Here is a 26,155-nt window from a genome sequence, read left to right on the forward strand (position 1 = left end):
TGTAGCCGAGGAGGATTGGCCAGGTCGCTTCAAGGCCGGCGACGATGGGGTGGCCAGCATCGGTGACCACTGGTTCAATACCCTGCGGGGCTTCGACGCGATCATCGCCTTTTTCGATGGTTACGGGCAGGGCTTCTTCGATGGGCGAGCCGGCATACTGTGCCTTGGCGTCAATGCCCTGGAAGGTCAGGTAGCCGCCGACCATGACGAGGCCGCCGCCCTTCTCGACATAGTCGCGGATCGAGACCAGGCGGTTGGGCAGGACCTTTGATTTCGTAAACGTCTCGGGATGCAGCAACAGCGTATTGGCGCCGATGTCGGAGAGCAGCACGACGTCATAGGCCGCCAGCTCCTCGGCGGTGAACGGAAAGTCACGTGCCGCAACATGTGAGGGCTGGAAGGTAACCTCCCAGCCGCCCTTTTCGAGCGCCGCTTTCAGCCAGCGCACGCCTTCGGCATATTCGGTGGTCGTAAAACTATCAAAGCCCTTCTGGTGGATCGAATGCACGGTCCAGGATTCACCGGCGATCAGGATGCGCTTTGTCATGGTCAGGCCTTATCTAGAGGGGGCGGCGACGGATTGGCGCGTCACCAATTCGACCGCCAGCCTTGTCTCGGCTGGCGGGGTTTGCCCTTCGAGAAGGGCGAGGAGATGCTTTACGGCGAGCTCGCCCATAGCGGCGACCGGCTGGCGGATTGTGGTCAGCGGCGGGTCGACAAGGGCGGCAAAAGCCATGTCATCGAAGCCGACGAGGCTGATATCGTTGGGAATGGATAGACCATATTCGCGAACGACCTGCATGACGCCGATGGCAATGTAGTCGGAACAGGCGAGGATGGCCGTGGGCGGATCGACCGCATCGAGCAACACTGAAGCGGCCGCCACGCCATAGTCGCGGGTATAGTCGCCGAGCAGTACCCAGCCGGGGCGCACCGGCAGACCGGCCTCGTCCATGGCGCGGGTAAAACCGGCGAGACGCTCGTTGACGCTCATCAGCCGGTGCGGTCCGCCGATCAACGCAATATCCCTGTGCCCCATGGCGATGAGATGCTGCGCGGCGAGATAGGTGCCTTCCGCATTGTCCACGAAAACCCGCGGCACGCTGACGCCATCGATATCCTCATCGAGCAGCACGACATTTTCCCGGCCGGCGAGGAGATTGGCGAGCGAGCCGTCATCCACCCGGTTGGTGGTCATGATCAGCCCATCGACATGGCTATCGGCCATGCGGCGGATGGCATTGATCTCGGCATCGGCATGGCCGCCCGTGGAGGTGATGTAGACTGAATAGCCGCTGGCATGGGCCTGGCGCTCGACGGCGGCGGCCAGTTCGGCAAAGAACGGGTTGGCAATATCGGGCGTGACGAGCGCGAAGGCTTCGGATTTGCCAGTGGAAAGACGCCGCGCCAGGAGATTGGGACGATAGTCGAGCTTGGCTATGGCCGCATCGATCCGGTCGCGCGTTGCCTGGGGCAGGTCGATACGATTGTTGAGATAGCGCGAAACGGCCGTGGGCGACACCCCGGCCTCGGCTGCGACATCGCTCAGCGTGGCCATCTCTGCCCCCTAGATGCCATGACGCTCCCTCCATGCCGCGACAATGCGCAGGCTTTCGCCCAGAATGCCCGCGATCAGCGCCTCGCCCTTGGCTGCAGTGGCCGGACGCGGATCGCCGAAAACGCCAGATGGATTAAAGTCGCGAAACTGCATTGGTTCGCTGCCAAAGGCTGGCGGAAAGCTCGGATAGGACGGCTGCGCCCGCTCCATGTCGACACCCTCGGGCGCGACCGCGAGCATGATTGCGGTCTCCACTTCGTCGGCGTGATAAAAGCCCGGCCCCGCCGGCTGGCTGTCGCAGATTTCGGCGGCGAACCGCTCGAGCCCGGGATAGTCGAGATGGCACACCGGCAGGCCAGCAGTCGTCAAAGTGCGGGCGGCGAGCAGCATGGGCTCGCGATTGCCAAAATGGCCATTGACGATGACGAGGCCCTCTACGCCCATGCGCAGCAGTTCGTGGCCGATATCCTCCATCATCGCCTGCAGCGTGCGCGGCGAGATGGAAATCGTGCCGGGATAGGCGCTGGCGGTCCAGGCATCGCCATAGGTGATGGGCGGCAGCAGTAGTGCGTCGAGTTCGTCCGCGAGGCGCTTGCCGACGCCATGCGCCATGTCGGTGTCGGTGGTCAGCGGCAGGTGTGCACCATGCTGCTCGCAGGCTCCGAGGGCGAGTACGGCCAGTGTGCCATCTTCGATACGCTTGGCAACATCGACCCAGGGGGTGCGGGAAAAATCCGAGCCGCTCATGGCGTCCATCCCAGGATCTGCAAGGGCGCGTCTGGCGCCACGCGCGCCAGCAGTTCGCGCGTGCTCACCGAATAGTCGACAGCGCCGCCGCGCACCGTTCCGAGCGTTGCCGCTGAGATGTCAGCATAGCCGTAGCCATGGGCGAGGAGATCAACCATGGCCGCCTGAATGGGATGGATCGTGGGGTTGAAGGCGACGCTTTCCACGGCGAGGCCCGACACCGTGTTTCCATCCTTCAGGCGCAACAGCACCGCGCCGGGGCATTTGCTATACGGCGAGTGACTGCGCCGTCCTTTGGCCAGCAGTGTGTCGGCCATGGGTGAGGCAGCGTCTCCGTCAAATTTCAGCGCCGGCCAGAGTTCGAGGCCCGGCACGGCGCCACGCTCCCCGAGATAATTGGGGTCGAACGGCCAGGGATAAAGCTGGGCCAGCGTCAGCGTGTGCCCGAGCGGATCGATCAGTTCGAGCTTTTCGCTCGCTGCATATTCGGCAAGGCACTGCCGGCAATGGGCGCAGGGATGCGCCTCGCCAATGGCAACAACCGAAATATTGGTGCCCCGGCTCATGGCGCGGGTGAAGACAAAGCCTTCGCCATGGAGGGTGAAACCCAGACGCGTGCCTGGAAATTCGACATTGCCGCCGAGGATGAGATTGCCCGTTTCCGCCTCAAGCCCGACCGCGCCGACATGAAAATCGGAAATGCTGGGGCGCGCAATATCCTTGGCAACATCGAGCAGCAGGCACATGAGATCGCGCACGGAAGCGAGGCCGAATTCGCTCACCAGTTCAGCTGCAATACCAGCCGCGAGCACGCTGCCATCATTGCTCGCCGGCTGTCTGTTTCGCGGCGAAATCGCTGCCTTTGTCCGCGCGGCTATGGCGGCACGAACCTCTGGTCCAACCGCAGCAAGGCGCGCAGGAACGGCTGAATCCGCGGCAAACGGATTGATACTCATAGGCAGCCTGCCAAAGAAATATGCAGAAATCTCGTGCGGTGAGCGCTTGTGCAAATCCAGCGTGATAGCATTTGACAACCCCCGCGAAACCGTCGTTAGATCAGCTATGTAAAGCGCTTTACTAGCGATAGGTCAAATGGGTTCTACACTCCTTCGCAATGCATGGGTTCTCACTGTGGATAGCGGCAATGCCGTCTTTCCCTCCGGCTGGGTGGCCTTTGTTGATGGACGGATAACCGGTGTCGGCCCCATGGAGACCTGCCCGCCGGACAGTGATTTCGATGACGTAAAGGCGCTCGATGGCCATGTGGTCATGCCTGGCCTCGTCAATGCCCATACCCATTCGGCCATGGTGCTGTTCCGTGGTCGGTCCGAGGGGCAAAGCCTCCTCACCATGGAAGGCTGGTACAATTCCATCCGCGAGCCGGAACTGTCGCTGGTCGCTTCAGATATCGGTCCCGCCGTCGCCCTCTCCTGCGCCGAAATGGTTCTTACGGGCACCACGACCTTCTGCGATCAGTATTTCTTCGCCGAGGAAATCGCCGAAGCGGTCAAGCAAGCCGGCCTTCGCGCCGTGATCGCCTATGGCATCGTGCAGCTCGGCGACAAGCAGCGCGGCGAAGAGGAATTGGCTCTAGCCACGAACTTCCTGAAACAGCAGCGCTCCGCCGATGGTCGGGTCATCCCCTGGTTCGGTCCGCACGCGCCCTATGTCGACAATACCGAAGACCTGCTGCTGGCCGAAGTCGCAGTCGCCAATGAATATGGCGTCGGCCTGCACCTGCATATGGCCTGCGGTCCCGAAGACAATGAAGAAACTGAGCGCCGCTACGGCACGACGGCGGCCGTGGCGCTCGAAAAGCTAGGCTTCTTCAATGGCCGTATCCATGCGGCGCACTGTCTCGACCTTAGCCGCGAAGACATCGCGGTTTTTGCTCGCGCGCCGCATGCATCCATTTCCCACAATGCCACGGCGGGCTTGCGTTCAGGCCGCGAAGGCATCTGTCCAGTCGTGGATCTGAAAGCAGCCGGCGTCACCGTCGCGCTCGGCACCGACAATGTCGCCGCCAACAATGGCTATGACATGATCAACGAGATGCGTGTCGCCGGCCTCGTTGCCTCGCATCGCGAGGGCAGGGCGCAACCCATCTCCAGCGCCGAGCTGGTGCGCATGGCGACCATCGAAGGCGCCAAGGCGCTCGGCCTCGAAAACGAGATCGGTTCGCTCGAGATCGGCAAGTCGGCCGACATCATTGCCGTGGACATTTCCGGTGCGGGCTATTCTGAAACCCCTGACATCGAAACGCTTCTCGTCTATTCGGGAAGTGGACGGGATGTGCGCCATGTCTTTGTCGCCGGCGAGCAGCTGGTGGCCGACAGGCAGCTCCTGCGTCGGCCCTTCTCCGAGATCCGGGCCGATTACTCAAACACTTACAAGGATTTCTGGGCTCGCGTCGAAGCAGCCCGGAAAGTGGCATAATGGCAAGAAAACTTATTCTCGATACTGATGGCGGCGTCGACGACGCGCAGGCCCTTCTCATGCTGATCGCCAATGGCCGCACGCCGGACGCGATCACCACCGTCTTCGGCAATGTCGGCCTCGATGCGGCAACCCGCAACATCCTCACCGTGCTCGAAGTCGCCGGCAAAGGCTCAGTGCCGGTGCACAAGGGCGCCGATCGTCCGCTGACCCAGCCGGTCATCGACGCAAAATACATTCACGGTGAAGACGGCCTCGGCGGCGCCCCGCGTCCCGCCAAGATTCCGGACGCGGTCAGCACCAATGGCGTCGGCTATCTGGTGGATACCTTCCGCGCTGCCGCCAAGGCGGGTGAAAAGGTCGACATAATGATGATCGGGCCGTTGACCAACCTGGCGCTCGCCCTGCGTCTGGCGCCCGATATCGTTGATGGTATCGGCCAGCTCACCATCATGGGCGCTACTGTCTATGGTCGCGGCAACACCACCCCGGCCGCCGAATTCAACATCTATGCCGACCCGGAAGCTGCGGCCATCGTCTTCGGCACCGAGATTGAAATGCTCATCGCCCCGTGGGAGCCCTGCGTTACCCATTTCATGACCGGCGACGAAGTCGATGCTCTCTTGAAAGACATTCCGGAAAGCCCCGAAAAGACCTTTTCGGTCGCCCTCGTCGAACATGCTCGCCGCACCACGGTCGGCTATGGCGGCCCCGATCACTTCCGCTTCGTCGATCCCCTGGCCATTGCCGCGGTGATCGAGCCGGAACTCGTGACCAAGACCCTGCGTGCCTCGATGGATGTGGCGCTTTCGCCCGGCATCACCCGCGGCATGACGGTGGTTGATCCAACCGGCCGCCTGGGCACGCCCATGGTGACCATTATCGAGGAAGCTAGGGTTGATCGCCTCGTGGCGCTCTATCGCGCTTCCGTCGCCTACCGCGCCAATACCTGACAAAGCCAAGGGAGCTCCGTCAATGTCCATGCCTAAATTCTCGCGTCGCGCTTTTAGCGGCCTGCTTGCTGCAGGCCTCTTGGCCTCGGTTTCTGCCGGTGCCGTCATGGCGCAGGAATACACCAAGGAAAACCCGCTCAAGGTTGCCCTGGTTGTCCACGGCAATCTCGGCGACAAGAGCTTCTTTGACTCCGCCGCTGCCGGCCTCGACCGCGCCGAAGCCGAGCTTCCCGTTGATGTCACCGTCATCGAAGCCGGCCTCGATCGCGGCCGCTGGCAGCCGGCTCTGGCCGATGCCACCGATCAGGGTTTTGACGTCGTCATCGGCGGTACCTGGGAAATGACCGGCTTCATGGCCGAACTATCCCCGGAATATCCCGATACAAAATTCATCATTTTCGATGATGCCCCCGATTTCACCGGCGGCGCCAATTCCAACATTCTCGCCATCAACTATCGCGTTTCGACCGCCGGCTACCTGGCCGGCTATGCGGCCGCGAAAATCTCCAAGACCGGCAAGCTCGGCGAAATCCTCGGCGTCGAAGGCGCGACCATTCTGGAATTCGCCCTCGGCTTCGAACAGGGCGCCAAGGCCGCCAATCCGGATGTGGAAGTGACCCGCGCCGTTGCCGGTTCCTTCACCGATCCGGCCAAGGGCAAGGAACTGGCGCTCGCCCAGTTCGCCCAAGGCGTCGATATCGTCTTCCCGATTGCCGGCGGCACCGGCATTGGTGCGCTGCAGGCTGCGCGCGATGAAGGCAAGCTGGCCGTCGGCGTCGACAGCGATCAGGCGGCAATCTTCGCCCCGACCGATCCGGCCCAGGCCGATGTGATCTTCACTTCGGTCGAAAAGAAGGTCGGCGACTCGCTCTTCACCGCCCTGCAACAGACCCTCGATGGCACTGCGCCCTATGGCACCAACCTGATCCTCGGCCTTGCCGATGGTGCCGTGGGCATTTCCAAGAACAGCTTTTATGAAAAGCTCGTTCCCGCCGAAGTGCGCGCCGAAGTCGATGCTCAGGAAGCCAAGATCATCGCCGGCGAAATCACCGTCGAAAGCGCCATGAACTAAGACCCGGGCCCCGCTTTTCAGCGGGGCCTTTCTTTCCGCGAGGATCCGCGATGGCGCCGCTGCTCGAAGCCATTTCCATCGGCAAGACCTATCCCGGCGGCACTGTCGCCAATGACGGGGTCAATCTCTCCGTTTCGGCGGGCGAGGTGCACGCCGTCGTCGGCGAAAACGGCGCCGGCAAATCCACGCTGATGAAAATCCTGTTCGGTATCGAACAGCCCGACCGCGGCGAAATCCGCCTTGATGGAAAAGTCGTCAACTTCGCCAATCCGCGCGAAGCCATCGACAATGGCATCGGCATGGTTTTTCAGCACTTCTCGCTGGTCCCCTCCTTCTCGGTCTATGAAAACGTCGTGCTCGGCTCCGAGCCGCGCAACGGCATAAAGTTCGACCGCCGCGAGGCGATCGAAAAAGTGCGCGCGCTCTCCGAAAAGTTCCGCCTTGCGGTCGATCCCCTGCCGCCCGTCGGCCAACTCCCTGTCGGCCAGCAGCAGCGGGTGGAAATCCTCAAGGCGCTTTATCGGGACGCGCGCATTCTCATTCTCGACGAGCCCACGGCCGTGCTCGCGCCGCAGGAAGTTGAAGAGCTTTTCGTCGCCGTCCGCGCGCTGGTCGCCCAGGGCCGCACCGTCATCTTCATCGCGCATAAGCTCCCCGAAGTTCTGGAAATTTCGGATCGCATCACCGTCATGCGCGGCGGCAAGACCGTCGGCTCGGTCAATGCGCGGGACGTCACCGAAGACAGCCTCGCCACCATGATGGTCGGTCGCGAAATCGCCCTGCGCGTTGATCGCGCCAAGAGCCGCGGCGATGTGACCTGCGAGGTCAAGGCACTGAAACTGACCGCCGAGAGCGGCGTCACCATCGCCCAGGACCTCAATCTCAAGGTGCATTCGGGCGAAATTCTCGGCCTCGTCGGTGTCGAGGGCAATGGCCAGGCCGAACTGCTCGAAGCCATTGCCGGCCTCCGCCCCGTGGCCGATGGTGTCATCTATCTCAATGGCACCAGCCTCTCCCCGCTGAGTGTTCTCGAACGCCGCGAACAGGGCCTTGCCAGCATCCCCGAAGACCGCATCGCCCGCGGCCTCGCCACCGGCGCGACCATCGCCGAAAACCTCATCGCCACGCGCCTCGCCGACAAGCGTTTCGTGCGCAATGGCCTTCTTGATTTGAAGGCAATGAAGGCCAATGCCCTCTCGCTGATCGAGCGTTTTTCCATCCGCTCCGGCGGGCCCGGCTATGCCGTCGGGACGCTCTCGGGCGGCAATATGCAAAAGGTGGTCGTCGCCCGTGAGCTGTCGGAACAGCCCAAGCTGCTCCTCGTCAATCAGCCGACCCGCGGCGTCGATCTCGGCGCCACCCAGTTCATCTGGAAATCCCTCACCGACGCCCGCGATGGTGGCGCCGCAGTGCTGCTGAGTTCGGCCGACCTCTCCGAACTTCTGGCGCTCTCCGATCGCCTCGTTGTCTTCTATCGTGGCAAGATCGTTGCCGCCTTCGTCAATTCCGATGACCTCACCGCCGAAACGCTGGGCACCTATATGCTTGGCCTGTCGAGCCAGGACCCCGAAACCATGCGGGCAGCCCTCCAATGAGCACCACCTCTCCCTCCCGCTGGAAGACCGTCCGCAGCGAAACCAGCCGCGCGCTGACGGCGCTGGTCATTGCCTTGGCCGTCGCCCTCGTCGTCATCCTTCTTACATCGGCCGATCCCGGCGCCGCCTTCCAGACTCTGCTCACCGCGCCGCTCTCGTCCAACCGCACCATGGGTCTCTGGATCGACGATGTCGCCAAATTGACCCTCACCGGCCTCGCCTTCAGCCTCGTTTTCCAGGCCCGGCAATTCTCCATGGGCGTGCAGGGCCAGGTCTATATGGGCGGGCTTTTCGCCGCCCTCATCGCCATGTCGCCCATCGGCGCGACACCCCTGGCGATCCCAGTCGCCATGCTCGCCGCCATGTGCGCCGGCGCCGTCTATGGCTTCATTCCCGGCTACGCAAAGGCCCGTTTTGGCGCCAGCGAAATCGTCTCCTCGCTCATGCTCAACTACATCGCCATTCTGGTGGTGAACTACCTCATCCGCGCCCATCTCGCCCCCGCCGGCACCGGCCAATTGATGACGGCAAAGTTTCCAGACACAGCGATCTTCCCCGCCATCCTCCCCGGCACGCGCTTCGACCTCGGCATTATCATTGCCCTGGTCTCCACCTTCGCCGTCTGGTTCCTGCTTTACCGCACCAGTTGGGGCCTGAAACTCCGTCTCGTGGGCCACAATCCAAAATTCGCCGAATATGCCGGCATCCGCTCGAGCTTCATCATGGTCTCGGCCATGACCGTCGCCGGCGCCTTTGGTGGTCTTCTCGGCTCGGTCTTCGTGCAGGGCCGCGCCTTCGGCAATCTGGCGCAGAATTTTGACGGCAACCTCGCCTTCGAAGGCATTCTCATCGCCATCGTTGCCCGCTCCCGGCCGCTCGCCGTGCCCATCGTCGCTTTGGCCTATGGCTATCTTCGCCAGGGCGCCCAGCTCATGGGCATCCGCACCGACGTGCCGACCGAAATGATCTCCGTGGTTCAGGCCATCATCATTCTGCTCGTCGCCTCGTCCTTCTCCCTGCCGGGCAAAAAAGATCTTCGCGCGCCTCATGGGCCAGAAGCCTGCCAATGCCGCTACGCCGGAGGCCGCAAAATGATCGAACTCCTGCTCACGGTCTTTTCCGCCACCTTCTTCGTCACCGTCGTTCGCACCACCACGCCGCTGCTCTTTGCAGCGCTGGGCGGCCTCATCTCCGACCTGTCGGGCGCCCTCAACGTGGCGCTGGAAGGCATGATGCTGATCGCGGCACTGACCGCCGTCATCGTCTCGGTCTATGCCCCCTGGTATGTCGCCGTGCTCTCGGGTGTTGCCGCCGGCGCCATGCTCGGCGCACTGATGGCCTTCTTCCATCTCCGTTTGAAAGCCGACATCATCCTCGTCGGCTTCGCGGTCAACATCCTCGCCACGGGCGGCACCGTTTTCGCCCTCTCGCGCGCCACCGGCGGCGACAAGGGCACCTCCATCAACCTGCCCTCCAAAGCCGTACCGGGGGTGGACCTTTCCTTCCTTGAAGCCATTCCGGCCGCGGGACCGACGCTGAAGAGCCTCCTCTCCGGCCACTCGATCCTCTCCTGGCTCGGCGTCTTCATGGTCTTTGCGGTCTGGTACTTTTTGTTCCGCACCCCCTATGGCCTCTGGCTTCGTGGCGTCGGCGAATATCCGGCAGCGCCCGAAGCGGCCGGCATTCCCGTCGCAAAAGTCCGTGCCTGGAGCCTGGTGGCATCAGGCGCCCTTGCCGGCATCGGCGGCGCACAGCTCGCCATGTTCAACTATATTGGCTTCACCCGTGACATGACCGCCGGCCGCGGCTTCATCGCCCTCGGCGCCGTGCTTCTTGGCGCCCGTCATCCGGTTGGCGCCATGCTTGCGGCATTGCTCTTCGGCATCTTCGAAGCCCTCGCCATTGTCATGCCCAATCTATTCAACTGGATCCCCGGCGAGATGATCCAGACCATCCCCTTCGTGGTCACGGTCCTTGCCCTGATCCTCTTCTCCTACCGCGCCCAGCGCGCCCTCAAGACAAGGGCGCAGGCCCGGACATGACCTTGCCCGACGATCTCATCCTTTCGGCCGCCGATGAGGTCGCCATCCGCCAGCACCTGCTGCTGGTGTCCCTCGGCAAGAAACCGGCCGATCTCGCCATCGAGGTCGGCCGTCTCCTCGCCGTCCACGCCAATGAGTGGATGGAAAAGCAGGAGATCATCGTCGCCGGCCGCCGCATCGCCTATGTCGGCCCTATCGGCTCCTATCGTGGCACCGTCGCAAAGCGCGTCTCCTATCCCGATCTTTCCGCCGTTCCCGGCTTTGGCGAAGTGCACAAGCACATCGAATCCACCCACCTGACGCCGGATTTCGAGGCCGAACTGGTGCTGCCGCGCGGCAATACCTGGACCTGCGAGGCGAGCCACGAGTTCGCCAACGTCAACGGCCCGAAAAACATCGAGTTCTGGGAAAAAGCCCGCCGCGCCGGATCGCCCCTAAAAGTGTTCATCCAGCCCGGCTCCGCTGTGCCGCCCACGCCATGGGAGCAATCCGGAGGCTATTATGGCTATGAGGAGCAGAGGCAGTTCCTCTCCGAACGGCTCTCTGTGACAAGCCTCGACGAAGTCATGGACTGGCCCTCGGTCTGGGACCCAACCAATCCGGGCTACGCGAGAATGTGGGGCATGATCCGCGCCACCTTCGAAATGCGCGGCGTGGTGGAAGGCCACGGCAATGGCCTCACCGACCTGCATGACATCTCAGCCTTCGCTGCTGCCGGTCTCTCGTCCGATCACGAAGTTTGGGCCTTAGAGGAAACCTGGGACCGCCTGCTGCGCGGCCTCTTCACGGAACTGCGGCCCTTCTCCTATGACGCCATAATTCCCGGCCTTCTCGAAAAGGGCCTCAAAGACTGGTCGAACATCGCCTTCACGACCGACGACCGCAGCGCCAGCGACACCCTCAAGGACGGCGCCACCGACCACAATGTTCGCCATGCGATCCACTACGGCCTCTCGCCCGGGATCGCCATCCAGTGCGCCACCATCAATCCCGCGCGCCATATGCGCATCGACCAATGGGTCGGCTCGATCACCCCGGGGCGTTATGCCGACATAGTGCTTCTGCGCGATGTCCCCTCGATCGACATCGCCCATGTCTATTCCGACGGTCAGCTTGTCTCCGACGGCAAGACCTATACCGGCCCAGACGTCCGCATCGACTGGCCCGATTGGGCTTCTGGCTCCGTCAATATCGGCCGCACCCTCACCGCAGCCGACTTCGCCATCAAGGCCGAGCCCGGCCGCACGACCATGCAGGCTGCCATCTCCCGCCCTTTCGCCTGGAACGAGGATTTCGCCGTCGAAACCCTACCGGTCGAAAACGGCGAAGTGCAGCGTGACCCCCAAAAACTCATCACCAAATGGTCGATGATCGATCGCTATCGTGGCGACGGCGCGGTGGCCTCAATGTTCTGGAGCGGCGTTGGCCCCTCCGATCCCGACACCGCCCTCTGCTGCTCAGTCGCCCACGATAGTCACAATATCTGGTGCATCGGCTCCTCGGACGCGGCCATGGCCAAGGCCGTCAATCGCCTCGCCGAAATCGACGGCGGCTGGGTCCTCGTCCACAAGGGCGAAGTCGTCGCAGAAGTCCGCCTCGAAATCGCCGGCCTCATGACCGCGCGCCCCGCCGAGGCGTTCGACGCCGACATGAAAAAATTCCTCGCCCGCGCCGAAGAGGTGGACTGGGTCTATGCCCCTGCCGCCATGAACCGCTGGAAGCCCGGTTTCCCCGAATTCCTGATCTTCGCGACGCTCACCTGTTCGCCCTGGCGCTGGGTGCTCGTCGCCCCCTCCGAGCTTTGCCCGGAAGGCTTCGTGAATGTACAAACGGGCGAAACGCACAAGATCGTCTGGTGAACATGAACATTTCCGGCGCTGGCATCATCGGCACCTTCTTCCACGCGCCGACGCGCGAAAAGCTGGAGGTGCTGGAAAACGTCCTCATTCGCGTCGATGAAACCGGTGCGATCACCGACATCCACCCCGCCGGCGATTCCATGCGGACATTGGTCGAAGCCGAACTCGGCGACCGCCTCCATCGCCTCCCCGACGGCTATTATGGTCTGCCTGGTCTCGTCGACCTCCACATCCACGCGCCCCAATACCCCCAGCTCGGCCTCGCTCTCGATGAGCCGCTGGAAGTCTGGCTGCAAAAATACACGTTCCCGCTCGAAGCCCGCTATGCCGACCTGGATTTCGCCCGCGAGCGCTATACCGCCCTCGTCGACGATCTCCTTGCCACTGGCACCACCACGGCCCTCTATTTCGCTACGCAGCATGAAGCGGCGACAAAACTCCTCGCCGATATCTGCATCGAAAAAGGCCAGCGCGCCCTCGTCGGCAAGGTCGTGATGGACGACCCTGCCGCCTGTCCCGAATACTATCGTGACGACAGCGCCGAGACCGCAGTCGCCGAAACCCGTGCCGTCATCGACCACATCCGCACCCATCCCGAAAACGGGGCAGGGCGCGTCCTCCCGGTCATCACCCCGCGCTTCATTCCGTCCTGCACCGACGAAGCCCTCACCGGCCTCGGCGCCTTGGCCCAAGAGTGCGGCTGCCATGTGCAGACTCATTGCTCGGAAAGCGACTGGGCCCACGGCCACGTCCTCGAACGTTTCGGCATCACCGACGCCGCCGCCCTCGACTCCTTTGGGCTACTGACACGTAAAAGCGTCCTCGCGCATTCCAACTTCCTCACCGACGACGATATGGATCGCCTGAGCTCTCGCGGCGCCGCGGTGGCCCATTGCGCCCTGTCAAACATCTACTTCGCCAATTCCGTCTTCCCGCTGCGCCACGCATTGGAAAAGGGCGTCCATGTCGGCCTCGGCACCGACATCTCCGGCGGCCCCTCGGCCTCAATGTTCGAAGCCGTCCGCACTACGGTCCAGTCCTCCCGCATGCTCGCCGAAGGCACTGACCCTGCCTTGCCGGCTGACAAACGCGGCCGACCAAATTCTGCGATCAACCTCGTTGCAGCCTTCCATCTCGCGACATCGGGCGGTGGCGTCGCGCTCGATCTTCCCATTGGCATCATCGCGCCCGGCTATCGCTTCGACGTCCTCGCCGTGGACACAAATGCGCGAGCCGGCGCCATCCGCCTTTTCGACGAAACGAGCCTTGCAGCCGTGTTCGAGAAGCTCATTTACGGCACAACACGCGCCAATATCGCCCATGTCTGGGTCGACGGGATCGATCGCACCCCTTGAAGGAATCCGCCCCTCGGGTCCATGATGGGTTCGGTCGGTTGGTGGACGAGGGCGATGTCGACGATGGAGTTCAAGGTCGTAGCAGCCAGTTATGACGCTGCCGCCCAATTGCTCTCCTATACGGCAACGGGGCTGCGCAATGGCCTCAAATTCACCGTGTCGTCCCGCGTCAAATGCCTCAAGGACCCCGGTTCGAAAGAGCGCCTGCACATGGTCGTGCTGATCGCCCTGACCGAACATTTCAAGCGCCCAAGCCCATCCGGACTAAGGTGGTAGCGTCATTGCCCGGACGCGCCGGGCAATGACTGCATTTTGGGGTGGCACTAAAACTCCGACCAATCCTGCGCGATGGCCGCACTGCCCTGGCTCCGATAGACAGGCGCAGGCTTCCGCGGTGCAGTCCGGCGATCCGGCGTAGCACTGCGTGAGCCGCTGTCAGCCAGCCTGAACACATCGACCACACGATCAAGCTCGGTCGCCTGCGCCTCCGTCTGTTCAATGGAAGCGTTGATCTCCTCGACCAGCGCCGCATTGTGCTGGGTCATCTCGTCCATCTGCCGCACGGCGGTGGTCACTTCCTCGATGGCCGAAGCCTGCTCGCGGCTGCCGCGGGCGATGCTTCCGAGCAGTTCGTTGTTCTCGCGCACCGCCTCCAGCATGGTGAGCAGCCGATTGGCCGCGTTGGCCACTAGCCGCGACCCTGCCGAAACCTCACCGCTGCTCTGCTCGATCAACTGCTTCACGTCAGAAGATGCCTGGGCCGCCGATTGCGCCAGCCGCCGCACTTCCACGGCGACCACGGCAAACCCCTTGCCCGCCTCACCGGCCCGCGCTGCTTCTACGGAAGCATTGAGAGCCAGCAGGTTGGTCTGGAAGGCAATGTCGTCGATCATGCCGATAATGTTGGAGATTTTGGCCGAAGACTGGGTGATCCGGTCCATCGCCCCATTGGCCTCTTCCATCAGGCTCCCGCCTTCTTCGGCCGAGCGGGAAACCTCGCCCGCTTTGCTGGAAGCCACTTCTGCCTGGCTGGCATTGTCGATCACGGTCCGCGCCAATTGCTCCATCGCTGCCGAAGTCTCTTCGATCGTCGCCGCCTGCTTGGTCGTGCGATCACTGAGATCATTTGCGCCGGAGAGAATTTCCGCCGTAGCCGTCCGCAGCGCCCTTGAAGTGCCGCGCAACTGCCCGACGACATCCGCCAGGCGATCGGCCACCGCGTTGGTGTCCGACTTGAGCTTGGCAAAGGCGCCGCGATAGTCGCCGCGAATACGCTGCGTCAGGTCGGTATCGGCAAGGGCTGACAGAACCTGACCGGTTTCATCGAGCCCGCCTTCCACCGTACCGACCAGCTTGTTGATCCCCGCCGCCAGCGAATTGAGCTCAGCATCGGGAAACTCCGTCTCCACCCGGCGCGAGAAATCGCCGTCGATGGCGGCATCCACCACATTGCCGAAGGCCGATTGCAGCTCGGTCATCATCTGCGCCCGCGCATCGCGATCCCGAATGATCCGGGCTGCTTCCGCCTCGGTCATCTGCGCCACTTTGATGCCATTGTCGCGGAACACTTCTACCGAGCGCGACAGCGTGCCGATTTCGTCCTGCCGCGTCATGAAGGGCACGGTCAGGTCGTAATTGCCATCAGCCATGGTTTCGACCGTGGCACCCAACTGGTTCAGCGGCCGACCCACCAGCCACAGCATCAGCCCGAAGACGATGCCGACAGCGGCGATAACGCAGATCGCCGAAAGCCCGATAATGGTCCAGCGCGCTTCCGCAACTGCAGCGCCAAGCGTCGCCTGCGGCACCATGGAAACAACGTTCCAGCGATCCTGCGTGCCGCCAGCGTCAAAACTCACCGCCATATAGCGCCAAGGCGCGCCGTCCGGGCCGGCTGCTTCTGCCTCGACATAGTTGTCGCTCTCGCTCGCTGCCGTGGCGACTTGCGCCAGTTCTGAATCAGCTGCCAGCGTCGTGCCGACAAGGCTCGCATCAGGATGGGCGATGACAATGCCTGTTGCCGAAACCAGCGCCACATTGCCGGTTTCGAAAGGACGCATCGCCGCTAGTTCTTCATTGATGGCGCCAAGCGACAGGTCGATGCCCGCCGTGCCGGCATAGGTGCCATTGACCTTGATCGGCACGCCGAACGAGGTAATCAGCACTTCCTGGCCGCTGACCACGTAAGGGTAGGGCTCGATGGCCACGGCCCGGTCGAGGTTTTTCGGCAAGAGCGCATAGTCGCCGACGCCGGGCTTGTCATAGTCGATCAGCATTTCCTGCACGATCGGCCCGCCGCCGCGCTGCCAGTAGGGCACGAAACGTCCGGTGGCGTCCCAGGGCGCCACGCCGGCAAATTCGGCATCCTTGCCATCGAGCGCGTTCGGCTCCCAGGCTGCCCAGGTTGCCAATAGTTCCGGATTTTCGGCGAGCACATTCTGAAGCACGCTGTCATAGCTGGCCCGGTCAAGCACACCAGCGCTCCGCATCGCCGCCGTGGCGCTGCCGATATCGGCTGCTGCCTGTTTGGCGAGGACCAGATCGCGCGAGACCTTTTCGGAAAGCGACCGCGTCGTTTCGGCCTGCAATTCCGTCGTCTGCTGCTCGACCGAGCTCCCGATGCGCTGCACCAGGAAGGTCATTCCGAGACAAAATACCAATGCAATGACAAGTCCCGCGAACAGGGAAACCCTGACGGGTAGAGAATTAAGACGCACTTCTTCCTCCCAGACGCCGAAAGCAGCCCTGAAGGGCGCTGGCATTCACTGCCCAATATTTGAGCATGTCGGTCTATTTCTGGTTAACTTTAACAAGCTGCAAAAAAGAGTCCGATCACGGGACAGCCCGACCAGTCGCGCCCAGGAGCACGACACGGTTTTGCCGAGAGCGGCCGTAATGCGCTCTTTCATTGTCCGGCACGTGGTTCGCGGGGCACTGGCTTTCTCGCCTGAAGCACCTCGACCGGTTATGCTGGCCCATCATGCCTTTGCCCGACCAATCTTGGTCGCCCGTCATAGAAGAATTCCATGTCCAAGCTCACCCTGATCAGCTTCCCCACCTGTCCCTATGTGCAGCGCGCCGTCATTGCGCTGAAGGAAAAGGGCGTGCCCTTCGACGTCGTCTATATCGACCTCGCCAATAAGCCCGATTGGTTCCTGGCCCTCTCGCCCCTCGGCAAGGTTCCGGTGCTCAAGGTCGAGCGCGATGGCCACGAGCCTGCCATCGTCTTCGAAAGCGCTGTTATTCTTGAATATCTCGAAGATACCATCACCGAGACGCGGCTCCACCCGAGCGATGCGCTCGAACGCGCACAGCACCGCTCCTGGATTGAGTTTGGTTCGCAGGTCTTGGGCGATCTCTGGCGGTTGAGCGCGGCCAAGGACCAAAGCGAGCTCGATGGTGCCAGCCAGGCGCTAGCGGCAAAGCTCCGCCGGCTCGAAGACACAATCGCCGGACCGTTCTTTGCCGGCACCCAGTTCAGCCTCGTGGATGCCGTTTTCGCTCCGGCTTTCCGCCAGCTCGATGCGCTTGAAACGGTGGCGGTGACGGGCCTGACCGCAGACCTGCCCAAGGTCGCCGCCTGGCGGAAAAACCTTGCCGCCCGTCCCAGTGTCAAGGAGGCGGCCCCCGCAGATTTCGTCGATCTCTATCTGCGCCGCTTGCGAAACAACGACGCCCATGTTTTGAAAGCCGCTGCATAAGGCACGGCTGAAAGACTGGTTACTACATGACGAAACACTGGCTGCTGCTCGATATCGGCAATACCCACACAGTAGCGGGCCTGTTCAGCGAAGCCGGCAAGGTCGTGGGCGAATTGCGCTTTCGCACCGACCCGCTGGCAACAGCCGATGAATACCGGGTGCATCTGCACCAGCTTTTTGCTGAGCACCTTCAGGCCAGCATCTGGGAAGTTGCCGACCGCGCGATCCTGTCGACGGTCGTTCCGGTCCTCGAAAAGACCGTGCGGGGCGCCTGCCAGAGCGGCAAGCGCTCCATTGAGGTGATTTCAGTCTCCTCAAAACTCAAGCGCGACTTTGAGCTCGATCTGCCCTTTCCAGATCAGCTCGGCGCCGACCGTCTCGCCAATGTCGCCGGCGCCCTGACCATCGCCGAGCCGCCCTTCCTCTTGGTCGATGCGGGCACGGCTACCACCTTCTGCCTTATCGACGCGCGTCCGGCCTATGTCGGCGGTGCCATCGTGCCGGGCCTCGATACCAGCTGGCGGGCGCTGCAAAGCCGGGCGGCAAAGCTCTTCTCGGTGGAGCTGGTCCGGCCGCAAAGCGCCGTCGGCAACACCACCGAAACGCAGATCCAGAGCGGCGTTCTGCAGGGCTATGAAGCCTTGATCGAAGGCCTGGCCGACCGCCTCCTGCGCGATGCCAACCTCGAAGGCGCCAAGCTCATTGCCACTGGCGGCTGCACGCGGCTCATCACCCTTTCGCCCCGCTTCGATATCCAGCCAGACCTGACGCTGCTGGGGCTCTTCCGCTATGGGCAGCTCAATGGCTAGCAATATCCTGATCGGCATCACCGGCAGCATCGCCGCCTACAAGATGGCCGATGTCGTCTCGCAATTGACCAAGCAGGGCCATAAGGTGCGCTGCATCCTCACGGAAAGCGCCACCCAGTTCGTCACCCCGCTGGTGCTCGAAACCCTCAGCGGCAATCCTGTGCGTTCCGCCATTTTCGGCGCCGACATTTCTGGCACCGAGCATATCGATCTCGCACGCTGGGCCGATCTGTTCGTCATTGCCCCGGCCAGCGCCAACACGCTCGCCAGGCTTGCCCTGGGCCTTGCCGACGATCTCCTCACCACCGTGGCCCTCGCCACCGAAGCCCCGCTGCTCATCGCCCCGGCCATGAACACGGTAATGTGGAACAAGCCGATCACCCAGACGCACCTGCGCAGCCTTGCCGATACCGGCGCACGCTTCGTCGATCCCGCCTCCGGTATTTTGGCCTGTGGCGAAGTGGGCGTCGGCAAATTGGCCAGCGTCGACAGCATCGTCCAGGCGATCAACTCTCAACTCGACGAGACCACCAGCCAGGATCTGGCCGGCGTTCATGTCCTCATCACCTCCGGCCCGACGACCACGCCGATCGATGCGGTGCGCTACATCACCAATCATTCGACCGGCCGCATGGGCGCCGCCATGGCCGAGGCAGCGCTCCGCCGTGGCGCGCGCGTCAGCATGGTGCTTGGTGTCGACAAGGGCGTCATCCGTCCCGTGGCACCGACCGGCGCCAGTTCACGTCTCTCCGTCGTCGAAGTCCGCACGGCGGAGGAAATGGCCGCCGCCGCCCTCAAAATCCTGCCCGAAACCAGTGGCGTTATCGCCACGGCCGCCGTCATGGATTATCGCGTAGCGACGCCCTCCGCCAAAAAGCTCAAGCGCGCTAACGAAGCCACGACGCTCGATCTCGTGCCGTCGGTGGACGTGCTCGGCTCGCTCCGCGACGCTGCCAGTGGCCAGTGGTTCCTAGGCTTTGCCGCCGAAACCGACGACGTCGTTGAAAACGGCCAGCTCAAGCTCGAGCGCAAGGGACTGGACTTCCTCTTCGCCAACCCGGTGGCCCGCATCGGCGAGACCAGTGCAACCGGCTTCCAGGTCGGCACCAATGGTGGCACGCTCCTCGCGCGCGATCATGCTCCGCGCGATTTTGCCGTGACGAGCAAGGCCGCGCTGGCCGACGCCATCTGGAACGTGGTCGCCGAAACCAAGCTCGTGCACGCACCAAACTAGGCCTCCCGCGGAAAATTCAACCGTCTGCCCAAATGCTTATAGTCTACAATTTCCATGTACATTATTGATCTGTTTGCGGCCCGGCGTATCGTGCCCTGACGTTTCTGCCGGGCACCGGCAGCAGCCAAGGACCAGCAATGACCGTATCCGACTTCGCGCCGCGCCCAGCGGTTTCCCAGCCTCGCTCGCGCGATGAGATTCTTGCAGGTCTCCCCGCCATCTCAGCAAAAATCGCCGAAGGCGCCGCCGAGCGCGAACTTGCCGGCCGCTTGCCCCACGAACTCTTCGATTTCCTTCGCGCCAGCGGCCTCACCGCCCTGCGCATTCCGCAAAATCTCGGTGGTCCGGGCGGCAGCCTGTCCGATCAGGTGGAAGTCACCTGCGCTCTGGCCGCCGCGGATTCCGGCATTGCCCATGCCCTGCGCGGTCATTTCGGTTTTCTCGAAGCCATAGCGCTTGAGCCCGAAGGCGAAACCAGCCGCCGTTTCGCCCCGGAGGTTCTGGCCGGAAAACTCTTCGGCGGCGCCCATATGGAAGTGGGCACGCCGCGGCCCAACATGATCCGCACCACCCTGCGCAAGGATGCGGACCACTATCGCCTCACGGGCCAGAAATATTACGCCACCGGCGCCATCTATGCCGACTACACCAGCTTCAGCGCGGTGGATGAAGACGGCAACCCGACCGGTGTCATGGTGCCCGCCAACCGCGATGGCGTCAGTATTCTCGATGATTGGGACGGCATGGGCCAGCGCCTCAGCGCCAGCGGTAGCGTCCACCTCGAAAACGTGCGCATCGAGCCGCACGAGCTCAATCTCCTCCGCACCGGCGGCAGCCCCTATGCCCGCCGCCACAATGCGGCAAGGGCGCAGTTGCACCTCATGGCGGTGGTCGCGGGCATCGTCCGCAATGTCCTTTCCGATGCCGTCCACTACGTTCAGGATCAAGCCCGCTCGGCCAAGCATTCGGCCTCCGAAACCGCACGCGGCGATCATTTCGTGCAACTGGCCGTCGGCGAAATCGCCGCCACCTCGCACACCATCGATACCCTCATTGCTGAAACCGCCCGGAAGCTCGATGCTTCAGCTGTCGCCATTCTTGCCGGCGCACCCGATGTCGACGACGTCGTCCTTGCCGCCCAGCTCGCCAATTCAAAAGGCCAGGTTCTTACTGGCAAGCTGGCCCTTGAAGCCGCCCAGCAGCTGTTCGATACCGGCGGCGGCTCCGCCACCTCGCGAAAGCGCAATTTCGACCGGCACTGGCGCAATATTCGAACCCTGTGCAATCACAACCCCGCTGCCCTGCGCGGGCGCGTGCTGGGCGATTTCTACCTCAACGGCACCCGCGCCGATTTCGACGAAGGCCGCGTCTTCTAGGCGCGTCGGTCCAACGCTGCCCAGATTGTTTCACTGACGCTGGCAGCTCTCGACCATGGCATGACATTGGCGATCGGCTCGACCACTAGCGTGGTCGCCGTCATACCTCCGACTGCTCCGGGATCAAGATTGGCCCGCCCAAACCCTCGCCTCTGAGCAGCGGCAGCAGCTGCGTCCCCTGTCGCCGGATTTCAGCGAGATAGGGCGTATCCGAGAGCACAAACTGCGTCACCCCAAGCTCGCGATATTTTTGCAGGCTGCGGGCCACATCCTCGGCGGAGCCCACCAACCATGTAGTCCCCGCACCGCCACCCCCGAATTTTCCCGGCGCGGTATAGAGGTTCTCGTCCAGCACCTCGCCGCGCTCCTGCAGCGCAAAGAGCCTTTGCTGACCGACGGCCAATTTGCGGGCATTGTCATGCCACTGGCCCTGCGCCTTGGCCATCTCTTCCACCCGCGCTTCGGCATCGCGCCAGGCCTCCGCGCTGGTGTCGCGCACCAGCGTCGTGATCCTCAGCCCGAATTGCAGCGGCGGCAGGTCGCGATCAAGCGCCCGGCTCAAATGCCTGAGCCGATCGATACGCTCCGCAATCCCATCGAGCGGCTCGCCCCAGAAGAGCTGCACATCGGCCTCCGTCGCCGCCACGCGCTCCGCGGCGTCCGAGGCGCCACCGAAATAAAGCCGCGGATGCCTGCGCTCGCCCCTTGTCACGGGCCGCGGCACCACAGTCGACTTGGCAACGCCAAAATGCTCGCCCGCGAAAGTAACATCCTCCCCGGTCCAAAGCCGACGCACCAGCCGCATGAACTCCCTGGTGCGGCCATAGCGATGCGCCTGATCGCCCTCGCTGTCGCCATAGGCCGCAAGATTATCGGCGCCCGAGACAACATTGATGCGCACGCGACCGCCAGAAAGATGATCGAGTGTCGCCGCAGCCGAAGCAAAATTGGCCGGCCGCCAATAGCCCGGCCGAATGGCGATCAGCGGCTCGAACCTCGTCGTTCGCGCCGCCAGCGCCGTCGCGACAGTAAATGTATCCGGCCGTCCCCAGCCGGTGCCAAGCAGTGCACCCTTCCAGCCATTGTCCTCGAGCGCCTGCGCGTGGCTCGTCAGCGTATCAAGGCTATTGTGGTCAACAGCCGGCGCATCGCCGCGATGGCCGGGCCGCACTTCATTGGGAATGTACCAGAGGAACTCGGAAGCGCCGGCATCCGTCACTGTGAATTCACCCCGATCTTCAGATTGGGCGAGAGATCCGCTGCAACCCCGATGCCGCCAAACGCCGTCGGGATCGTCCCATTGACCGAATAATCGCCGACGACGCGGTCATGGTAGATGCGCGGATTGTGCGAAGAAATCGTCCGCGCATTGCGCCAATGCCGATCAAGCCCTGCGCTCTTCTTCGCCGCCGAGGCGCCCAGCGCATCGAAAAGCACCGTCGTCGCATTCAGAATGAGGTCGGTGACAACGGTCACTGACTGGCTGATCTCCAACTCCGCGTGGAGATTGGCGCTGGCCTTTGCCGTCTCGTCCTCGCCGAGATTGGCGAGATAAGACCGCTGCAGCGCCTCAGCGGCTTTCAGCGCAATGGCGCCGGCCGAATAGGCGGCGCTACGGACCCGACCCACCACCTGCAACACCTGCGGATCGAGCGCCGTCCGCGTCGCATTGCCCCGCCCATAAACGCGCTTGCGCTCAAAAACCAGCCGCGACACATCGCCCGTCGCCGCCCGGCCGATGCCGGCCAGCGTCGCCAGATGCACGAGCTGGAAGAACCCGCCCCCATAGGGAAAGCGCGCCGCCGTCGGCTTGATCAGGTCCGGCGTGAGTTCGACATCGGTGAAGCGCGCCGTTCCGCTGGCGCTCAGCGCCTGCCCGAACCCGTCCCAGTCGTCGAGAATTTCCACTCCCTTGGCTTTGGTCGGCACCAGCGCCCCGACTGGATCGCCATTGTCGTCCCCAGCCCCGAGATTGATCCAGTCGGCATAGAGCGAGCCCGTCGTGTAAAACTTCTCGCCATTGAGAATGTATCGGCCGTCCTTCAACGAAAGCCGCGTCGAATAGGTGCCGATCTTGCCCTCACCGGTTTCCGAAAACCCGCTGCCGATCAGCTCGCGCTTCCCGAGCTTTTCGAGCCAGGTTGCCCGCCAGGCACTCGGCGGGGAATTGAGCACATCCTCGGTAAAGCCGAGATGGCTGCGATAGGCATTGGTGATATTGGCATCGGCCTCGGAAAGCTCGATCAGCAGCGCAAAAAGCTCGGGCAGGGTGAAACCCAACCCTCCCTGCGCCTCCGGCACCCGCAGCGTCGAAAATCCGGCATCGCGCAGCCAGCTTATCTCGGCATAGGGCAGATCATGCTTGAGATCGCGCTCCACGGCGCGCTCGCGAATAGCAGCAAAAATCGGCCGGAACGGGGTGGCAAGAGCTTCGTAGCGTTCCGAGGGACCGGCGCCCCAGGCTTGAGCAATATTGGTCATGGGGCGTCGGCCTCTCGATCTCTTAGGAAACGAAATACGCGTCGGCGAAATTGCCGGCGAGCCCGAGCGCGCCCGTCGTGTGGTCGACGACGCGCTTGTTGTAGACCGTGGCGGCCACCGTGCTGACGGTGTTGATGTCAGGCAGGTCCTCGATCACCTGGTTCTGGAAATCGGTGAAGAACTGCCGCCGCTTTGCCGGGTCCTGCTCGATTGCCGCCGCTTCGAGATACCCGTCAGCTGCCGCGCTTTCGTATTTGGAACCATTGGTGAAGGGGATGCCGGGCTTGAAGTTCTTGCTCCAATAGAGCCGCTGCACGCCCACTGTCGGATCGAACAGGTTGCTCATGCCGTGATAGGAGAATTCAAAGTCGCGGTCGGTATAGACGCGCTTGATATAGGTCGGGAAATCCTGGGTCCGCAGGCTCACCTCGACCCCGATCCCGGCCAGCGCCTGCTTGATATATTCCGAGCCGCGCTTGTGGTGATCCGACCCACCGAGCGGGTCGAGCGTCAACCTATGGCGAATGCCATCGGCACCCCGCGGAAAACCAGCTGCATCGAGCAGGGATTCCGCCTTGCCCGTGTCGATCGCATAGGTTTTGAGGCCCGGCTCATAGAATTTCGTCAGCGTATCGGCGATCGGGCCGGGGATCACCGAGCCATAGCCAAAGTTGACGGTCTGGTGGATCACCGATTTGTCGATCGTATGGGCAAAGGCCTGGCGCACGCGCTGGTCCTGGAAGAACGGCACCTCGAGATTGAATTCGATGCGCTGCACACCATTGATATAGCCCTGTCCGCGGCGATCGAAGCCAATATGCTCGAGCGCCTCGAAGCGCGCGAGATCGCTCACCGGGATCGGCACATTGGCGCCCCCGCCGATATGCACTTCACCGGTTTCAAAGGCGATGGACCGGGCCGCCGCGTCGGGGATGACCTGATAGATCAGCGCATCGAAATAGGGTTTTGGCGCGTCCCAATAGTCGGGATTGCGCTCGTAGCGCACATGGCTGCCGCGTACCCATTCCTTGAACACCCAGGGCCCGGTTCCGACCGGCGCATTGTTGTGCGGGTTTTCCGCGACATTGGTGCCCTCATAAAGATGCTTGGGCACGATGGGCGTCTCGACAGCCGCAAAGGCCGTCAGCAGATAGGGCGCCACGCGCGAAAGTTTTAGCACCGCCGTATGCTCGTCCGGCGTCTGCACTTCGGTCAGCGGCGCAAAGGTCACGCGGCCGCGCGGATGCACTTCCTTGATGGCATTGAGCGAGAAAGTGACGTCAGCCGAGGTGAAGGGCTGTCCGTCATGCCACTTTACGCCGGGCCGCAACTTGAACGTATAGGTCAGCCCATCCGCGGACACCGACCAGTCCGTCGCCAGTTGCGGCACCGGATTGAGATCGAAGTCATAGGAGAGCAGCCCTTCGAGCGCTTTGCTCGCCTCGCCGCTCACACCGGTATGAGCAATGCCCGAGAGTGCTACCGGGTCATTGCTCTGCGAGACCACCAGCGTGCCGCCATGCTGCGGCGTGGACTGGGCAAAGCTGGGGCGCGTGACAATGCCAATGCCGAGCGCAGCTGCGGAATAGCCGAGGAAATGGCGCCGCGAAGGCGTCCAGAGTTTAGGCATGATGATGTGTCCGGGATTGGGGTGAGAACGGCCGGCCGCGTCCACGGCCGGCCCGGAGGTCAGGCTACGGCGCCAAGCTCGGCCGCAGTAAAATCGTGGAGCAGGATGCCGATTTCATAGCCGCGTCGACGCAACCAGTGCGCCACGGTGCGCGCCCGCACACCAAGCAGGTCATCGACGAGAATGACGCGCGATCCGCGGACGGCAATAGTGCGATAGGCGACACCCAGCAATTGCCCGCCTTCCGAGGAAATCGTGCCCGGCAAGTGGCTCTCGGCAAATTCCTCGGGCGTGCGAACATCGAGATAATAGGTCGTGCGGCTCTCGTCCTTGGCCCAGGTTTCCGCCGTCGCGCGGTCGATGAACAGCAGGCTGTCATCCCTGGACAGCGCCTCGACACGCTCGGCCGCAAACGCCTTGGCCGCCTCGCTGGCGTCGCCATAGGCGCGGGTCTTGCCGGTTTCGAGCGTCAGCCCGGCATTGGTCCAGCCCTTGGTACCATCATCGAGATAGGCAACGAAATTGGGCACGCCCGCGTCGATTAGCGTCTGCGCCCCTAGAATGGCGCGCGGCAGGCCGGCGCAGGAGACCAGCACCTTGGTATCGGCCGATGGCACCAGATCCTTGAAGCGCAGCAGCAGTTCCGCCCCCGGCACGCTAACCGCGTCAGGCACATGCTCCCTGGAATACTCAGGCACCGTGCGGCTATCGAGCACGATGACGTCTTCGCCCTTGTCCCGCAGCGCCTTGAGTTCGCTGGCGGTCACCACGGGCGTCCCCTTTTCGTCGCGCACCTTGGTGACAAAGGGCACACCGGGAATATCAAAGGTCGGCAGACTTTCGACGCCACTCTCGATCCAGGCCGGAATACCCCCTTCGAGATAGAAGAGTTTCTGCCACCCCTTGCCGGCCAGCCGCTCCGCGGCAACCTTGGCCGCGCCCTTGCCGTCATCGACCAGCACAGTCCGCACCACCCGGCGCGGAATGAACCGGTCGATTTCAGCATCGAGCCGCGCAGCGGGCAGGTTGGTGGCAAAAAGCGGTGAGGCGTAGCCCACTTCCTCCGCCGTCCTGATATCGAGAACTGCCAGTTCGGCCTTGTCACCGAGCCAGTCGATCAATGTCGCTTTGCTGATGGCTTGGGTGCTCATATGTGCCTCTCTCGGGAATGTGCTGCACCAAGCATCGCCCCGCTTTCTCCAAAGTTGAAGAATGATTTTCTGTCTGCTGCGAGAAGAATGCCTTTCGACGATATGTTTGTTCCAGAATTGTCTAGACCTTAGCCACGGACCGGCAGCGCACCTTCA

21 protein-coding genes (1 of these 21 cut by a window edge) are annotated in these 26,155 nt (G+C 62.8%); 12 read left to right on the plus strand and 9 right to left on the minus strand.

Features of this window, described 5'->3' with window-relative positions; translation table 11 throughout:
• The 4 genes in view from NVV77_RS20895 to NVV77_RS20910 are tightly spaced (at most 9 nt apart) and all read right to left on the minus strand, a layout consistent with a single transcriptional unit that may run on beyond the window.
• Nucleotides 1-547: the 5' portion of a glutamine amidotransferase gene (locus NVV77_RS20895; RefSeq protein ID WP_295416481.1), read on the minus strand. Its footprint begins 206 nt before the window's first position; only the first 547 of its 753 coding nucleotides appear in the window; the start codon lies at nt 545-547; its stop codon lies off the left edge, out of view.
• A 9-nt stretch (nt 548-556) separates the two neighbouring features.
• On the minus strand, nt 557-1,558 hold the full coding sequence (locus NVV77_RS20900) for a LacI family DNA-binding transcriptional regulator (RefSeq protein WP_295416483.1): 1,002 nt from the start codon (nt 1,556-1,558) through the stop codon (nt 557-559).
• Nucleotides 1,559-1,567: 9 nt separating this feature from the next.
• Nucleotides 1,568-2,305, minus strand: coding sequence for a creatininase family protein (locus tag NVV77_RS20905; protein WP_295416484.1), 738 nt, complete (start codon nt 2,303-2,305; stop codon nt 1,568-1,570).
• A complete protein-coding gene (locus NVV77_RS20910; RefSeq protein ID WP_295416487.1) occupies nt 2,302-3,261 on the minus strand; it encodes a hypothetical protein in 960 nt (319 codons plus the stop codon). Before NVV77_RS20910 ends, NVV77_RS20905 begins: the two co-directional genes overlap by 4 nt.
• Before the next feature lie 136 nt (nt 3,262-3,397).
• Here NVV77_RS20910 and NVV77_RS20915 point away from each other — a divergent pair, with 136 nt between their 5' ends.
• Genes NVV77_RS20915 through NVV77_RS20950 form a run of 8 tightly spaced genes read left to right on the plus strand, consistent with a single transcriptional unit; the run spans nt 3,398 to nt 13,893 of the window.
• The gene (locus NVV77_RS20915; protein WP_295416490.1) at nt 3,398-4,741 is read left to right on the plus strand and encodes an amidohydrolase; all 1,344 of its coding nucleotides are present in this window, start codon (nt 3,398-3,400) and stop codon (nt 4,739-4,741) included.
• Nucleotides 4,741-5,694 (plus strand): nucleoside hydrolase, encoded by a 954-nt coding sequence (locus tag NVV77_RS20920; RefSeq protein ID WP_295416492.1) that lies wholly within the window; start codon nt 4,741-4,743, stop codon nt 5,692-5,694. The genes NVV77_RS20915 and NVV77_RS20920 overlap by 1 nt, the downstream gene beginning before the upstream one ends.
• 22 nt (nt 5,695-5,716) lie before the next feature.
• A complete protein-coding gene (locus NVV77_RS20925) occupies nt 5,717-6,766 on the plus strand; it encodes a BMP family protein (RefSeq protein WP_295416494.1) in 1,050 nt (349 codons plus the stop codon).
• Between the two features lie 50 nt (nt 6,767-6,816).
• On the plus strand, nt 6,817-8,361 hold the full coding sequence (locus NVV77_RS20930) for an ABC transporter ATP-binding protein (protein ID WP_295416497.1): 1,545 nt from the start codon (nt 6,817-6,819) through the stop codon (nt 8,359-8,361).
• Complete coding sequence (locus NVV77_RS20935; RefSeq protein ID WP_295416500.1) at nt 8,358-10,403, plus strand: hypothetical protein; 2,046 nt, start codon at nt 8,358-8,360, stop codon at nt 10,401-10,403. The genes NVV77_RS20930 and NVV77_RS20935 overlap by 4 nt, the downstream gene beginning before the upstream one ends.
• Nucleotides 10,400-12,262, plus strand: coding sequence for an adenine deaminase (locus NVV77_RS20940; protein WP_295416502.1), 1,863 nt, complete (start codon nt 10,400-10,402; stop codon nt 12,260-12,262). Before NVV77_RS20935 ends, NVV77_RS20940 begins: the two co-directional genes overlap by 4 nt.
• Nucleotides 12,263-12,264: 2 nt before the next feature.
• Entirely contained in the window at nt 12,265-13,617 is a 1,353-nt protein-coding gene (gene guaD / locus NVV77_RS20945; protein ID WP_295416895.1) for a guanine deaminase, read from the plus strand.
• A 54-nt stretch (nt 13,618-13,671) separates the two neighbouring features.
• Entirely contained in the window at nt 13,672-13,893 is a 222-nt protein-coding gene (locus tag NVV77_RS20950; protein WP_295416505.1) for a hypothetical protein, read from the plus strand.
• 47 nt (nt 13,894-13,940) lie between these two features.
• Here NVV77_RS20950 and NVV77_RS20955 read toward each other — a convergent pair whose 3' ends face one another.
• Nucleotides 13,941-16,247 carry a methyl-accepting chemotaxis protein gene (locus tag NVV77_RS20955; RefSeq protein ID WP_295416507.1) on the minus strand — a complete coding sequence of 769 codons (2,307 nt, stop codon included), beginning with the start codon at nt 16,245-16,247 and terminating at the stop codon, nt 13,941-13,943.
• 396 nt (nt 16,248-16,643) lie between these two features.
• Here NVV77_RS20955 and NVV77_RS20960 point away from each other — a divergent pair, with 396 nt between their 5' ends.
• The 4 genes from NVV77_RS20960 to NVV77_RS20975 all read left to right on the plus strand — a co-directional run bounded on the left by NVV77_RS20960 (nt 16,644) and on the right by NVV77_RS20975 (nt 20,737).
• Complete coding sequence (locus tag NVV77_RS20960) at nt 16,644-17,318, plus strand: glutathione S-transferase family protein (RefSeq protein WP_295416510.1); 675 nt, start codon at nt 16,644-16,646, stop codon at nt 17,316-17,318.
• Between the two features lie 26 nt (nt 17,319-17,344).
• Nucleotides 17,345-18,127: a type III pantothenate kinase gene (locus NVV77_RS20965; RefSeq protein ID WP_295416513.1), complete on the plus strand. Its 783-nt coding sequence runs from the start codon at nt 17,345-17,347 to the stop codon at nt 18,125-18,127.
• Nucleotides 18,120-19,361 (plus strand): bifunctional phosphopantothenoylcysteine decarboxylase/phosphopantothenate--cysteine ligase CoaBC, encoded by a 1,242-nt coding sequence (coaBC, locus tag NVV77_RS20970; protein WP_295416515.1) that lies wholly within the window; start codon nt 18,120-18,122, stop codon nt 19,359-19,361. Before NVV77_RS20965 ends, coaBC begins: the two co-directional genes overlap by 8 nt.
• 137 nt (nt 19,362-19,498) lie before the next feature.
• Nucleotides 19,499-20,737 carry an acyl-CoA dehydrogenase family protein gene (locus NVV77_RS20975; protein WP_295416518.1) on the plus strand — a complete coding sequence of 413 codons (1,239 nt, stop codon included), beginning with the start codon at nt 19,499-19,501 and terminating at the stop codon, nt 20,735-20,737.
• Nucleotides 20,738-20,837: 100 nt separating this feature from the next.
• Here the strand turns inward: NVV77_RS20975 and NVV77_RS20980 are convergent, their stop codons facing one another.
• Genes NVV77_RS20980 through NVV77_RS20995 form a run of 4 tightly spaced genes read right to left on the minus strand, consistent with a single transcriptional unit; the run spans nt 20,838 to nt 25,999 of the window.
• Nucleotides 20,838-21,956 carry an LLM class flavin-dependent oxidoreductase gene (locus NVV77_RS20980; RefSeq protein ID WP_295416521.1) on the minus strand — a complete coding sequence of 373 codons (1,119 nt, stop codon included), beginning with the start codon at nt 21,954-21,956 and terminating at the stop codon, nt 20,838-20,840.
• The gene (locus tag NVV77_RS20985) at nt 21,953-23,218 is read right to left on the minus strand and encodes an acyl-CoA dehydrogenase family protein (protein ID WP_295416524.1); all 1,266 of its coding nucleotides are present in this window, start codon (nt 23,216-23,218) and stop codon (nt 21,953-21,955) included. The genes NVV77_RS20980 and NVV77_RS20985 overlap by 4 nt, the downstream gene beginning before the upstream one ends.
• Before the next feature lie 22 nt (nt 23,219-23,240).
• On the minus strand, nt 23,241-24,848 hold the full coding sequence (locus NVV77_RS20990; RefSeq protein WP_295416527.1) for an ABC transporter substrate-binding protein: 1,608 nt from the start codon (nt 24,846-24,848) through the stop codon (nt 23,241-23,243).
• 59 nt (nt 24,849-24,907) lie between these two features.
• On the minus strand, nt 24,908-25,999 hold the full coding sequence (locus tag NVV77_RS20995; protein ID WP_295416529.1) for a rhodanese-like domain-containing protein: 1,092 nt from the start codon (nt 25,997-25,999) through the stop codon (nt 24,908-24,910).
• Nucleotides 26,000-26,155 lie beyond the last annotated feature (156 nt).

The sequence above is a fragment of the Devosia sp. genome (assembly GCF_024707125.1).
GTDB lineage: Bacteria > Pseudomonadota > Alphaproteobacteria > Rhizobiales > Devosiaceae > Devosia.